Origin of the sequence: Pontibacter toksunensis (genome assembly GCF_042686245.1) — a bacterium.
Lineage (GTDB): Bacteria > Bacteroidota > Bacteroidia > Cytophagales > Hymenobacteraceae > Pontibacter > Pontibacter toksunensis.
On the sequence record NZ_JBHUOX010000033.1, the window covers coordinates 26,154 to 40,992 of the forward strand.

Genomic DNA, 14,839 nt, shown 5'->3' on the forward strand with positions numbered 1-14,839 from the left:
ATCATTTTTTAAATTAAGGCATCTTATGTAGTCCTTCCCACTTCACTTTCCACTTTCCGTTATCCGGAAAACCAGGAGTAGGCTTATCGGGAGCACCATCCCAACCTGCTGCCATCATAGCAACTGCAGTGAGCAGGCCCCCGTTGCCTGGCAGGTAGATACGCAACCGCTCATCCTGATAATTATGCCCGTTCGGGAGGTATGTGTTCTTCTGAGCATCCATAAACAGCGCATCTACTGCTTTTTCGGGAGCACCTAAACGCGCCGCACTCATGGCCATCATTGGGTAATCCCAACCCCAGGTAGTGTCCCATTGCCACTTGTTCAGAATCTCATTGTAAGTGTTCCTCATGATGGCGGTGTCTATTTTCTCGCTGAGTGGCAGGAACCCGTAAGCGCCTACCACTACCGGGTGGTCGCGGCGGTAAAAGTCCTCCTGGTAAGCTTGCGGATGGGTGGCACTGGGTAAATAAAGGCCATCTTTTACAGCCAGCGGTGCCAGTTTATCTATAACAGCCTGCCACTTTTCATCTGTTGGCAAGCCCAATCGCTTTCGCCACTCCTGCGCCACAGACAACCCGTAATGCCAGTAGGACAGCTCAAAAGGAGGATCATTGGTCTCTTCAGCAGGAAACAATTCCTGTGCTGGTATCAGGGGTGCGTTTAAATGGTACTTCTGGTCTTTCTGATTATAAGTAGGGAAAGAGGCCATAAAATTGGCCGTCTCAAAAACCAGTTCTTTATACTTTTCTAGTGTCTCCTTTGTAGGGTGCTGGCGGTACACCAACTCCGAGAAGTAGATAATGTGTGGCTGTTGCCAGATAAGATAGGGGCCGATGCTGGACGGGCTTTCGTTGCCGTAAGGGTCCGTCATCTTCTGCCACCTTACCCCCTCATAGCCCTGCCATTTGGCAGTAGCCCTGGCTTTCGGCATCACTTTCTTATACCAGGGCAGGCTTTTCTCCAGCAGGTTCAGCCTGTCCCATAACGCAAAATGCACTCCGTGCCACCAGTGCATTTCCAGGTGCGGCTTGCCGTACCAACTATTCATGGTAAGTCCGGTTTCCTGTGGCGGCAAGTCTCCTGTACACTGTATTTTGGTAAGGTACTGCGATAAAACCACGCGCCGCTCCAACTCCTTTGCTCTGGGGTCAGTGGAACCGGAAAAATCCACGGCTCCTCCCTCTGTCCAGTACTTGTCCCAGGTGGTCTCGCTGCTGGTTTTAGTTGCCTGAAAGTCAGGTACCTCATTTGCCGGATTCTGGCTGAACAGCACACTAAATTCTATTTGCTCCTGGTCCGCTGACGGTGTCAGTTCAAAGACATGCTTTTCCTTTTCAGAGAACTGTGCCGCTTCATCCCAACGTACATTAGTGTAGTAGACCGTACTGTCCAGCTGTCGTTTCAGCTGCACCTGGTTAGCGCCGGCCTCCGACAGGGAGAGCGTGGTGGTGTGTTTGTCCTGATCTTCCCAGTTGTAGCCCGGGCACACATGGCAGGTGGCACCGTAAGGGAACTTCAATGTAACTTTAAGTCTTTTTTGAGCGATGAGCGGAGAGGTGATACGTGCTGCAATTCCATCTCTTCCTTGGTGGCTGTAGAGTTCTACTGTTACGGGCGTGCCCTCTACTTCATACCTGCTCTCTATCTTTCCTGTCCACAGGTCCAGTTTCTGGTTGATATGCTGCAGTTCCTGAACCTCGGCCTGCTCCCCGTTTTCTTTCAGCAGCACCAGCCCTATAATTCCCAGGTGCAGCCTGTGCGGATTAGTGCGCAGCCAGTTCATGGCATCTACTTTCCGGCCGCTTCCTTTGTGCTGCACCGGGAAAGGAATAACCCTGCCATTTGCGGCCGTGTCGTACTGCGCCACATCCTCTAAAGTATAGTTCTGGTCCGTGGGAATTGTATGCCAGCCCCATTGCGACTGCGTGCCCAAAGACACCCCGTTTTCGTAGTGCTCCGGATAGCTCTGCAGCCCCGACACATCCACGGTATAGGCAAAATCCCCGTTCCCGACAGACAAGGAGGCCAGCGTGTCTGGGGCAGCCAGGGTAATATTGTGCCGGCTTACAAGTGCGTGCCGGTCTATTCTTTCGGGCGCGGTGCCTGTTGTGCTGTCGGATGTGCTGCAACCGAACAGGAGTGCCAGTGCTGCGAAAGCAGCATGCTTGCCAATTTTATACAAAGAAAATTCTGGAGCGTTATTGTTCATAAACTTATGCTAACTATTGCAACCGCAATACGGTGCTGGTTATGTGCCAAACTGAAAAAAAGAGCAACCCAAATATACCCGGGTTGCTCTTCCACTTCATTCACTTTCTTACATACTTACAAACTGCGGTATTAATAGCCCGGATTCTGAGCTGCATCTCCTTCGTTCAGGATCAGCGCACGGGAAGGTATTGGTCTTAAGAGTTTGTACTCTCCACCTGTACCCAGGAAAGGATCGATTCCTGCATCATACCATTCCCTGATATCCCGGTTATACAACCTGGTTCGCTCCATCAGAGTACCGGTACGTTTCAGGTCGAACCATCGGTGGTACTCACCGGCAAGTTCTCTGGCTCTTTCATCCAGGATGAAATCTATATCCACATCTCCTGCCGAAATAAGCATTTCATCTTCTGCACCCGGTTCAGCTGCTCTTCTTCTCACTTCATTGATTCTTTCAGCTGCAGTGGCCAGATCTCCCAGTTTAAAGTAGGCTTCTGCTGCAATCAGGTAAGTTTCTGCCAGTCGGGCTAAATAGATATCCCTGGTGCTTCCATTTGGTGAGAACTGAGCCTGTGGATCATCAAACTTCTTAACAGGTGGTGTGGCATTATCAGCCGCGGTACTTGGAGAAGCTTCCCAGATGGGAGAATAGGGAATAACCGTTGCGTTCATCCGGTTTGCCGGGTCAGCTGCTCTCCAGGCTGCTATGGCCTCCGGGCTGGATGCCCACTTGGGAGCATAGTAGAACTTAACACCCAGTTCATCCCTTTCACCCGCTCTATCATAATAATCATAGTACCTGTCGTACCGGGTTATCATGAAAGTGGCATCAAAGCGGGCATCATTTTCAGAAAACACGTCGAACAGATACATAGTTGGCATGAGCATGTAAGCCCGGTAAGGGTAACCTTCTGTAGCACCCTGGCCACCCATATAAGGGCCATACCAGTAGGCCTGCGTGTGCCCGCTTGTAGGGCTTGAAATTGAACCCGCATCGTATTGTATAGCAAAGAGTATTTCCGGGTTATCTTCATTGCCAGGAAAAAACACCTGCTCGAACGCAAGATTCAGCGACTGACCGTTTATCGCTGCATCAGCCAGTGTTGCTGCTTTCTGAAAGTCATCGGCAGAACCAAAATCCTCATAGCCACGCGTCAGGTGCACCTTTGCCAGAAAATGGCGGATAACCCGCTTCGATACACGGCCGGTTTCGCTCGCCGCTTCCGGAACCAGTTCCAGGGCTTCATTCATTTCGTTTATGATGAAGCTGTAGACCTCCTCTGCTGAATTCCGCTCAAACTGCACAACAGGCTCGCTAAACCGTTCGGTCACTATACTTACTCCGCCAAAATTCTGCACTAAAAGAAAGTAGTAATAGGCTCGCAGGAACTGCACCTCCCCTTTTCGGGTCTGCAGGTTGTCAGTCTCTTCCGTTTTATCGTTAAAGTACAGCGCATTATTAGTCACCTGGATAGCCTGGTATGTGTTGCGGTAGAAATCCTCTACGTCTTCCTCCTCCGGGGTCAGGTTCCTGTACTCACTGATTCCCGGTGGTTGCAATCCTCTTCCTTCCACAAACAAGTCCGTACCGGCAGAGAAAATCCAGGGCTCGCTGTATACATTACGCAATGTCGAGTAGGATGCGTTTACAAGGGTCTCGTACCCCTCTTCCGTCTGGAAATATTCATCGGCAACTACATTCGATTTGTTTACTTCTTCCAGATAATCATCACAACCAGTAGATAGCAGAAAGACGACCAGCAGGCTTAGTATATTTATTTTATTTAACTTCTTCATCTTGCTCTAATTAAAATTTAAGATTTACACCGAGCTGATAGGTAATAGAACTCACACCAGTATTCGCTAAGGATTGGCTTGCATATTCCGGATCAAAACCATCGTAATCTGTCCAGACAAAAGGATTTAAAACGTTAGCATATACTCTGAGGCTTTTCATATTAGCCCTTCCTAGCAGGCTGGCTGGTAGCGTATACCCAAGGACAATGTTCTGCACTTTTACGAATGAAGCATCCCTGTAATTACCAACTGCAGACCAGTAAGGTCCAGTGTTGGAGGGTTGAGGAAATTCATTTGAGGCACGAGCCTGTGTCACTTTGTTTTCTGGCATGTAGTAATTAAAGTCCAGTTGCGATCGCCCTCTGCTACTTAAGATAAACTCACGATGAAAAGGACTGTTTACCTGCATGCCTTGTCTGGTGAAAAGCGAAGTTGAAAAGTCAAATGCCTTGTAAGTGAACTGAGTCGAGAAACCACCTGTCCATTTCGGATCTCTCTGCCCAATGATTGCTCTGTCTTCTCCTGCGCTGATCACTCCATCATTGTTCAGGTCCCTTACTCTGGCCTGACCAGGAGATTGTTTATACAGAAGTGCCTCGTCTCGCTGATTTTCCTGCCAGATTCCATCAAAAATATAGGTGTAATTCACATTGATTGGTTCACCTATAAACCATGCATTCCCCGGCAGGTCTTCTCTTTTATCCAGAAGCTCTTCAATGGCATTCTTATTTCTCGCAAAGTTGAAAGTTGTCGTCCAGGTAAAGTCTCCTGTAGCAACATTGACAGTTCTTAAAGACAACTCCACTCCTTTGTTACTTACTGAGCCTACGTTATCCACAATGTTTTCCCAGCCTGTTTCTAAAGGAAGATCTCTTTCCATGATGACACCTTCAGAGAGTTTGTCATAAACATCTATTGAACCAGAAACACGGCCCTGGAATAAGGCATAATCTATCCCGAAGTTATATTCCCTGGCCCTTTCCCAGGTTAATGTTCTGTTTGCTAACCTATTAGGAGCATAACCTAAGGCAAGTGCACCGCCAAAGTCATAGAAATAAGGGTCACTTAAGATAGCCTGTGTTCCATAGGGGTCAATATTACTGTTGTTACCAGCAACACCGGCACTTATCCTTGCTTTCAGGTCGTATATAAAAGGTATGTTTCGCATGAAGTTTTCTTCAGAAACTCTCCAACCCAGTGCTATAGATGGGAAAGATGACCATTTATGTCCTTCAGATAACCTGGAAGCCCCATCCCAACGATTTGCAACGGTAACGAGATACTTGTCTTTGAAGGAGTAGTTTACCCTTGCCATAAACGATGTTAATGACCACTGTTCAAAATAGCTATCAGCAACTTCCCTGTTCGTTGACGATCCCAGGTTGTAATAGGAAGAATTGAAAGGCAGGTCATTGACACGAATTCCATTCCCTTCACTTCGTGACTGCTGGATGCTGTGGAGTCCTGTAAATGTAAAATTATGGTCTTTGATAGTCTTCCTAGCTGTTATCAGGTTATCCAGGATATAGCTAAAATTCTCATCCCTATCCATCTGGCCGGCAGGCAATCTTCCACCTCTCGACTCGGTTTGTGAGCCCCAGTAACGGCCCTGCCTTTGAAAGTTAACACTTGGAGAAAATGTAGAGCGGAGGTCAATCCAGTCTACAGGTGAATACTGGAGGTACAGATTTCCAACTCCAAAAACACGGCGTGTATTATTCTCTGAATTTGCGTTATCCAGTAGTGGATTAACTGAGCTTGTAAAGCTTGTTACTGTTCCGTTTTCTCCAGGTATCTGACCAGGGCGAAATGCTAAGTTTCCTTCGGCATCATAAGGAGAAACCAATGGAGCCATCCGGAAAGCATTTGTTACAGCCAGGTCACTACCACGTTCTGTCTCACTTAATGCGAAGTTAAGACTTGCTCCGGCAGCCCATTTTTCAGTTAGTTTATGATCTATGCTGGCTTTAAAGTTATACCTGTCAAAAGACTCGTTGATAAGGTTTCCTTCCTCATTCTGATAACCGGCTCCTATCACATACTGCATATTGTTACTGCTGGTGCCAGACACAGAAAGCCAGTGATTCATCTGCGTGCCTGTTTGTAGAACGAGGTCCCGCCAGTCTGTGTACTCCCCATTCTCTACACGCCGGGTTAGTGTAGGGTTATTTTCCAAGCCTACCAGCCTGTCTATGGTCTGGTCGTAATTATCTCTCCCCGCTATCAGTTCCGGGGTTATGTAGGAATTTAACCTGTACTCCCACCATTCAGCCCCGCTGAAGAAGTCAGGCATTCTGGCTACCTGGCGCACACCATAGTAACCATCATAAGAGATTGTGGCACCACCTTTTACACCCGTACCTTGTTTTGTGGTAACTATAACTACTCCATTAGAGCCTCTTGAACCATAAATAGCCGTAGAAGCCGCATCTTTGAGCACATCCAGTTTTGCAATGTCCTGTGGGTTCAGGAAGTTGATATCCGGCACAATCACACCGTCTACCACATACAACGGTTGTCCGCCGGCTAAGGAGTTCTGGCCCCGTATCTGCACGTTATAACCTGCACCAGCACGCCCCGAGCTGGCCGCGATATCGACACCTGCCACTTGTCCCTGAACTGCCTGTATCGGACTAACGGTGCCTCTTTCAGCAACGGCTTCACCTTCTACACTGGCTACTGCCACTACAACATCGGCTTTCCGCTGCGTACCATAACCTGTTACCACTACCTCTTCCAGTGCCTTCGCATCCGGCTTCAGCGATACATTGATCGTGGATTGGTTATTTACGGCAACTTCTTGGTTCGAGTATCCTATGTAAGAGAACAGCAAAACGGCATTATTATCCGGAACTGCAATGGTGAAACTGCCATCCATATCTGTGCTGGTTCCTCTGGAAGTGCCTTTTACCTGAACCGTTACGCCCGGTAAACCTTCTCCGTCCTCACCCGTCACCTTACCGCGCACCGTAACATCTGCCTGCCTGTTTTTTTTCAAGCCATTGTCCTTGAAGTCAGCGCCTGATGCGAATAAAACAGGGCTTACCTGTTTCTGATTTGCGCTGGTATGCCGTGGTGCCACAGGCGGTTTTGCCTCCGCATGGGCAGCAGGAATGCCAAGCCCAAACAGCGGCCACACCCATAAGAAATAGCGCGCACAATAGAGATTCTTTTTCATAAGCATAAACTTTGCGTTTTAAATAGCTGACGTATCAAGTTGATGATGGATTTCAGGATGTTCTCTTGTTTATTCTTTTCAACTAAAGCATGCAAGGAATTTATTCAGGCGGCTTCACCGGTTGCACAAGTTATTTCTACAAATAATTATAAATTCAATTCTGCATTACCACAACTACTTTTCACTACTTTAAGCAGATACTGCCTTTGAAAAGCGCAATCGATTGCGCAACTCCTTAAAAGAGAAGAGATGCTCACACATCTCCGTTACACGCTTTATAGATATAAAGGAACCTGTTTTTTACTTTCTTTATGTATAGAAATATAGGAAAGCGTTTAATCACTTCCAAAAGTTATTTATAATATTTTTCCAGAAAGTATAAATTCAGGGTGTTAAGAATGTTTTAGCTGTATTATTTGCGCAACCGATTACCTTAGTTTTGGTCTTTCCGAAACGCATCTCACACTCCGAAAATATTCGGCATGCCTACCTGTTTCTGTCCAAGATTTGGCAACATCAAATCAATTGAGGTTAGGAGGAGGAACTTCAAGGCACCTTCGCTGGTGTATTTGGATGAGACGATGAGCCTCAGAAGGCTACCTTCTCAAGGCTTCAGACTGACAACGCGTTTCTGGTTAGTACTGTACTACTGTCAGTTTTATCCTATTACAGTGTATCATAAGCATAGTTCAGGATTTAGTTAGCAGGCTGCACATTATTGTCATCTGACAAGGCTGTTCTCTCGAGACCAACGAAGCATGCTGAACTCGTACTTCTGTAAATCAATTTTTATTTCGTTGCTGTTACCTACAGGAAATCACGGGCGGCAATAACGCCAGTAGCCGGCAGTGATTTCAAACTGCCGGCTACTGGCGCCCTTTTCTCACAGCACTGTTATAACGAACTGGATACTTTACCAGCGGAGGTGCTGTAGGGGGTAATCGTGACCGGGCCAAGCAAACCCGATGGCATGGGCTTCCATACCGAAGCATCAAAAGGTTTGTAATCTATGTTCACGAAATTTATCTCGTGGTATTTCCGCCATTCAATCTTCTTCTGGTCCATGTCCCGGATGCGGTTGGCCATCAAATTTGCCACCTCTATTTTCAGCGTGTTCTTTCCTGGCTTCAAATACTGGCCAACTCTTGCCTCGAACGGGATGCTGTTGAGGATGCCAACTTCCTGCCCGTTTAGCCAGACACGCGCGCTTTCACTCACCTTACCTAAATCCAGCACATAGGCTTCTGCGTTTTTAGCAGGCATGTTAAAGGTGATGGTGTATTCACCAGTACCTGAAAAGGCTTCCGCTTCTTTGTCTCCTAGCTCGGTCCAGGACTTCAGCTGGTTCAGTTTCTGGTCGGCAGGCAACTCAGGTCCACCCTTTGCAAAGCGCAATGCCCACTCGCCTTTTACTTCTATTGGTGCTCCGGCGTTTTCCAGGTACTGCCAGGCTACAAGCCCTGGTGCCGGGCCTGATGTCGCTTTCAGGATAAGCGATTCCCCCGGCTTCATCTGTACCCGTACGTTCGTCTTATTGTTTGCCGTAGTGGCCATCGCCAGTCCGGTGTTGCCGCTTTGCGGGTCCATCAGCACAACAGATTGAGCTGCCAGATTTAAAGGGACAGTTGTGTCGATGGCTTTGGGAGTATGGTTGACGAGGTAGTAGTATTTGCCATCGTTTATCTGGCGCCGGGTAAACTTTAGGCCGGTATCGCTTAGAGCCTCCCGCTGAATTCCCTTGTACTCCAGTGCCTTTTGGACATCCCTGGCAAGCAGAAGCTCCCCTTCACCCGTTTTCATTTGCCTGATGCCGTTGCCAGCATCCGTAAAGGTAAGCAAAGCCTTCAACTGCTTCAGCTTTTCTCTTCTCTCCTCCAGGTTGTTCAGGCCCGGCACATCGTCAGGCAGTTCTTCCACAATAACGGTAGCGCCTTCTTTGGCCAGTTCCATCACTCTTTCTAACGTCTCCACCGGCATGTGTTTGCTCTGCGGAATGATGAGTACTTTATGTGCGGGAGCCGCTGCCGCTGTCATGATATTTCCCTCCTCTACGCTGGCTTCCTGCAGCATTTTGTCAGATATAAAGTCTAGGGAATAACCTGCTTTCATCAGTTGCTTTGACTGTTTATAAAACTGCGTAGGGTGAAGCCACTCGTCAATATCATGTACTTTTATCATCATTTCCATGCCTTCCGGCTTGCTCCAGACATCATAGATAGGCCAGTACACCAGCAATTCATTGTCTGCCTTACCTGACTGCAACACAGACTGCACCCGCGTGATGTAGTTGTTAAACCCGCTGAACTGCGGCCATAAGCTGTTGGCTGGCGTCAGGTTGAGTGAGGCATAAAACAGCCAGCCCGGCCATGCCACATCTTCCGGAGAGTAGGTAACCCCATGGTAGAACACATGATTCACGCCGGAAAGAAACACCTGCTCTACCTCCGGCTTCATCTGGGAATATGAGGTTTTGAAATGCTCCCCGAGCCAGGTAAAGGTTTCGCTCGAAACAAGGTTCTTACCAGTAAGGTGCGCAGCCGAAGAGGCAAACTTGAGCATGATCGGGTCCGGATCTACATTGCGCACATCGGCACTGTCGCGGCGCAAGCCGGGAATCGGAAAATAGCTGGAGCCGAAGGTTTCGCATTCCGGAATGTCTACGGCGGCGTAAAGGTCGAGCAGGTTACCCGGTGAGCCATGCGCCTGGTTTTTTGTGATGCTGTTGCGCTCATGCGCCCACTTGTTCCAGGGCTCGTAGAAGTTGTCAAGCAACATCTCTCCCATGGTTTCGCGGTAATCGGACTTCAGGCGGGCAACTATCTCTGTGTGCTCCTCGCTTACCAGTTCCCGCAGGTACCTGCGCAAATCATACCCTCTGCGCTTCTCGAACTCCTCAAAAAACTCCGCTGACCAATCGGCGCCGTATACTTCATAGCTGTCATTGTAGAAGGCCCTTACGCCATAGTTCTTATCGCCAAACGCCTTTGTAAAGTGCTCCAGGTAACTGTCCACTGCCTCCTCTGACAGGTGGTTCAGGGTATAGCCCACACCTCCGGGAGCCGCCCGTTTTACCATCTGCCGCGTCCTCCCGTTAAAGGCAGCGTATAGTGTCCAGTTACCGGTTTTCGGAGCCCAGTTCAGTTTCCCGTCAGGGCCTACTTTATCGGTTATGTTTTGAATTTCGCCTTTGCCGCTGTAAGCCATCACCGCCTGTAGCGAGGTTCCTACCTCCTGCTGCTTCGGGTCCTTTACAATTATTTTCTCCTTCAGCGCTTGTCCGCCTTTCAAATTATAGGTTTGCACAATGAGCCTGGAAGCAGCATGCTCCGGTTTTACCTGCGGGCCACCAAATGGCCAGCCTGTTCCCTGCGTCATGTCTACTGCCATCCCCGCCTCGCCGGCGTTCTCCACTGTGTAATTGAGGATGTTCATCCACTGCGGAGAAAGAAAATCGATGTACCGGCTTTCGTGGCCCATGGCTCCATAGATGGGGGCTATTTCTACGCCACCTAAACCTGCCGTCGCATACTCATCCAGCAGCCTGTCGATGTTCTTTTCATCTACAGCGCTGCCCATCCACCACCAGCGGGTCCAGGGGCGGGTCTCTTTTTTCACTTCCGGCCACACCGCGGCATTCTGTGCCTGCATGGTACTTGCTGCTGTATTTGCTACAGCATCCGATGCCTGTGGCTGGCGGCAGTTGGTTAAGATGGTGCTGCACAAAAGAAGCGCAGGAAGCAATTTTAGTTTATGCATCATAAAACACATTAAATCATTTTGTTTGGCTCTTCTCTCTGCCATTTTTATGTTCACTGGTCATAGCCGAAGCCTGTACGGTTTTCACTGTTAAAAGCAGCGCTTCCGCTACTCATCCAGCAATAGTCCCAGCGGGACGAACTGTTATTCTTTCAACAGTTCGTCCCGCTGGGACTAAGGCCAGTGTAGAGCTTTTGCGAAATACTTCTTGTTCATGCGCAATCTTCCTTTTACTCCAGATAAAACACCTCTTTTAAAGGAACGCTTACCGGGGAATTGTCCGGGTTGATCTCCATGATGTCGGCCATGTAGGCCCACCACTTCTGCACAATGGCTGTACTTCCTAAATCCTGCGATGAGGCGCCGTTTTGCTTTTGCACGGCAAAGAGCGTGTTCGTTTCTTCGTCCAGGAAAATAGAATAATCGCTCACTCCGGCCTCTTTTATAAGCTGCGCCAGCTCCGGCCATATTTCATCATGGCGCTTTTTATATTCAGCCTCGTATCCGGGCTTCAACTTCATTTTAAAAGCTATACGCTGCATCTGTTTTTAATCTTAAACGTTAAGTTGCCCTGTTTCCTGTGCTAGAGTTAAATTGATTTGGCACAGCGGAAACCGGTATGAAAAAGTGCCGTCTCGCGGGAGGAGGACGTCCGGCCGGCAATACGGTAGTTATGGCAGAAAGTAGAGTCGCACATAAAGGAGCCGCCTTTCAGCAGCTTCATGTCCGGGCTTATGGCTTGTCCACCTTCTGCATACACTTCGGAGGTCCACTGCCATACGTTCCCGCCCATATCTGTAAGGCCGTGACCAGTTTTGCCGAACAGGCCTACAGGAGATGTGTAGGAGTAGCCGTCTTCTGCGGTATTGCTTTCGGGAAACTCCCCCTGCCATACATTTGTCTTGAACTGGCTGTTCTCTACCAGCTTATTTCCCCAGCTATACTGCGTGTTTGTCCTGCCATTGCTGCGGGCTGCATACTCCCATTCATTTTCAGTAGGCAGGCGTTTGCCCGCCCATTTGCTGTAAGCCATGGCATCGTTCCAACTCACCTGGGTTACCGGGTGGTTATCTTCTGCTTTAGGTTTGTCTTTTCCTAAAGGATACTCCCAATAAGCTCCTTTTATAAGTTGCCAGTTCTGCACTTCAGAATCAAAAACCCCGGCATCACCAAACTTCTCTGCATCTGTTTTATACCCTGTTGCCGCTGTAAACTCCCTGAAATCTGCTACGGTAACAGGATGTTTATCGAGCAGAAAGCCTTGTATGGCGATAGCCTTCTTTCCACTCTCCACAGGCTTCAGGTAAGTACCACCCGGAATATACTGCATCCCTTCCGGCACATGTTCCGGTGGATTTTCCTCCTGAGTTGGACCTGTACAGGCCCAGCACGTGATCATTAAACCAAATAACATAACCAAGTTTCTCATTTTCTTTTCCGCTGCCTGTCATATTCTTCCAGCTGTGCAAAAGGCAGTACGTTCGCGCGAGCAGCCCAGGCATCATAAAGCTTTTCCATTTCCTTTACTTTCTTCGGGAGGCGGGCACTCAGGTCATTCAACTCCGATCGGTCTGTTTTCATGTTATAAAGCGCCCACTTGTTTTCCGGATAAATGGAAAGAAGCTTCCAGTCGCCCTGCCTGACCGCCCGGTTGCCTTCGTGCTCAAAGAAGATAGCATCATGCCCCTGCCACTTCTGCCCGTTAAAGAGAGTAGCCATACTGACTCCTTCCAGTGGTTTGATGGTATTTCCTTTGTAAGTTTTAGGGTAAGTTACCCCGGCCAGCTCCAGGCTGGTAGCCATCAGGTCGATAATGTGTGCCGGCTGATGACTGATGCTGCCCGATTTTATTTTTCCCGGGTAATAGGCGATGAACGGTGTAGAAATGCCCCCCTCGTGCTCCCAACGCTTAAACTTGCGGAACGGTGTGTTGCTTACGTTGGCACCTTCATGTTGATAAGCGGTAAAAGAAGTCGGATCGCTGGCAGGCTTCATACTTGCCTCCAGGATTTCAGGTGTAAAGCCCGATCCTTCAATGGCCTCGTAGCTGCCGCCGTTGTCCGACAGGAACATGATGATAGTTTTCTTGTCTTCTCCTGTTTCTTCGAGTTTCTGCCGGAGCCGGCCAATGTTCTGGTCCATGCGATCAACCATGGCGGCATACACTGCCATCTTCTCGTCCCACCTTCTCTTTTCATCTTCTGATAGCGACTCCCAGGCCGGCACGTTCTCATCCCGGGGAGACAGCTTAGTGGCACGGGAGATAATGCCCGTTTCCTGCATGCGCCGGAAACGCTCTTCCCGCATTTTATCCCAGCCTTTCATGTAGCGCCCCCTGTATCTGGCAATGTCTTCCTCCAGGGCGTGCAGGGGCCAGTGCGGCGCGGTATAGGCCAGGTACAAAAAGAATGGCTTGTTCTTGTCTTTCCCTTCTTCTATAAATTTGAGGGCATAGTCGGTATAAGCATCGGTGGCATAAAAGCCCTCCCCGGGTGTGTAAGGTTCATCGTTAAGCGCATAAGTCAGCTTTTGATTGGGACGGTACGGGTGATTGCCAAAATAACTGTTGGCACCGTCCAACAGGCCAAAGTAACGGTCAAAGCCCTGCTTCACCGGCCAGTGCTCTTTGCGGTCATTCAGGTGCCATTTTCCGGTCATGTACGTGCTGTAGCCTCCTTCTTTCAAGGCTTCGGCCATGGTCACGCATTCTTCGTTCAGCATGCCCCGGTAACCGGGCTGCTCTCTTTCATTCACCATATGCCCCACCCCCGCCTGGTGCGGGTATAGCCCTGTGAGCAGTGAAGCGCGTGTGGGGCAGCAGCGGGAGGAGTTGTAGAACTGCGTCATCTTCAGGCCTCCCTCTGCCATTGCGTTAAGATTCGGAGTTTCAATCTCGGAGCCAAAGGAGCCGATATCAGAGTAGCCCATGTCATCAGCTAGGATGATGATGATATTAGGCCGGCTATCCTGTGGAGACAGGCTTAACAAAAGTCCGGTTGCAAAAATCAGCGACAGACTCAGGATGCGTTTCTTTATCATAAACAGTAGCTTTTTGATGAGGAGGTGCATGCGCTGCAGTTTGTGTCATCTGCCTGCATGCTATCATTTTACACGTTGATGCTCAAGCTACTAATTTCTACGCTGATTATTGTCCTGCTATGTCCTGCTTGTCTGTGCGCTCACAATCCTGATGAGTGGGTATATAGCAGAAGGATATATAGTTGATTTAATTAGCAGTTATAGCTGACGCTTTCTTAACTTGGCTAAGTAGAAGGGTTATTATAATGGTGATTCCCACTAGAGAGGAAGTGCTTCAAAATAACCATAGAGCAGGTGAAACCATTTCCATACATATTGCAGATAGCATAAGTAGGTAATTCCTGCTATACATTAGTTGTATGTAATCTGAGAAAATGACAAATACATATAGGGAATATCTTGACCAATTTTTTGAGAAACTTCTTTATTACCGTCATATAAGCGGACGAATAAATAAAGTATTTCAAAAAGACATACAGGATTATACTTCAGAGCAAGCTAAAATACATTTCGCTTCAGCTCTGATAATCAGCGATTGGACTGGTCCAACAGATAATGGTTGGGAAATAAATTTCCACTCAGGGGTTTCTATAGAAACGACAAAAAGCAATTACGAATCGGAAACCAGAAAAATATTCTCAAGACAGCTTTGCCTTCTTTACGCTCAGTCTTTTGAGTCATTTGAAAGATATTTAAAAGATTGCCTTTTTGACAAAATCGGTCGAGACGGTACTGTGTTTAAAGTAAGGCTGGCTTTATTGCCAATCTTTCAAGATTATAGTTATACAGGAAGTAACGTATAGCCAATCGGTGATTTTCCCATGATCTGGAGAAGGATAATGTCTTTCTCACCAG

At 48.3% G+C, this 14,839-nt stretch carries 8 protein-coding genes; 1 reads left to right on the plus strand and 7 read right to left on the minus strand.

Annotated elements, in window-relative coordinates:
* Positions 1 to 13 precede the first annotated feature (13 nt).
* The 7 genes from ACFS7Z_RS24720 to ACFS7Z_RS24750 form a co-directional block, all read right to left on the minus strand.
* On the minus strand, positions 14 to 2,212 hold the full coding sequence (locus tag ACFS7Z_RS24720; RefSeq protein ID WP_377491218.1) for a hypothetical protein: 2,199 nt from the start codon (positions 2,210 to 2,212) through the stop codon (positions 14 to 16).
* A 131-nt stretch (positions 2,213 to 2,343) separates the two neighbouring features.
* Positions 2,344 to 4,011 carry a RagB/SusD family nutrient uptake outer membrane protein gene (locus ACFS7Z_RS24725; protein WP_377491221.1) on the minus strand — a complete coding sequence of 556 codons (1,668 nt, stop codon included), beginning with the start codon at positions 4,009 to 4,011 and terminating at the stop codon, positions 2,344 to 2,346.
* Positions 4,012 to 4,021: 10 nt separating this feature from the next.
* On the minus strand, positions 4,022 to 7,189 hold the full coding sequence (locus tag ACFS7Z_RS24730) for a SusC/RagA family TonB-linked outer membrane protein (protein ID WP_377491224.1): 3,168 nt from the start codon (positions 7,187 to 7,189) through the stop codon (positions 4,022 to 4,024).
* A gap of 894 nt (positions 7,190 to 8,083) precedes the next feature.
* A complete protein-coding gene (locus ACFS7Z_RS24735; RefSeq protein ID WP_377491227.1) occupies positions 8,084 to 10,948 on the minus strand; it encodes a glycosyl hydrolase in 2,865 nt (954 codons plus the stop codon).
* 227 nt (positions 10,949 to 11,175) lie between these two features.
* Positions 11,176 to 11,487, minus strand: a complete 312-nt coding sequence (gene rhaM / locus ACFS7Z_RS24740; RefSeq protein WP_377491230.1) for an L-rhamnose mutarotase — start codon at positions 11,485 to 11,487, stop codon at positions 11,176 to 11,178.
* 47 nt (positions 11,488 to 11,534) lie between these two features.
* Complete coding sequence (locus tag ACFS7Z_RS24745) at positions 11,535 to 12,359, minus strand: formylglycine-generating enzyme family protein (protein ID WP_377491233.1); 825 nt, start codon at positions 12,357 to 12,359, stop codon at positions 11,535 to 11,537.
* Between the two features lie 11 nt (positions 12,360 to 12,370).
* Entirely contained in the window at positions 12,371 to 13,984 is a 1,614-nt protein-coding gene (locus ACFS7Z_RS24750) for an arylsulfatase (RefSeq protein ID WP_377491236.1), read from the minus strand.
* A 374-nt stretch (positions 13,985 to 14,358) separates the two neighbouring features.
* On the opposite strand from ACFS7Z_RS24750, the gene ACFS7Z_RS24755 reads away from it, so the two are divergent.
* Complete coding sequence (locus tag ACFS7Z_RS24755; protein WP_377491239.1) at positions 14,359 to 14,787, plus strand: hypothetical protein; 429 nt, start codon at positions 14,359 to 14,361, stop codon at positions 14,785 to 14,787.
* Positions 14,788 to 14,839 lie beyond the last annotated feature (52 nt).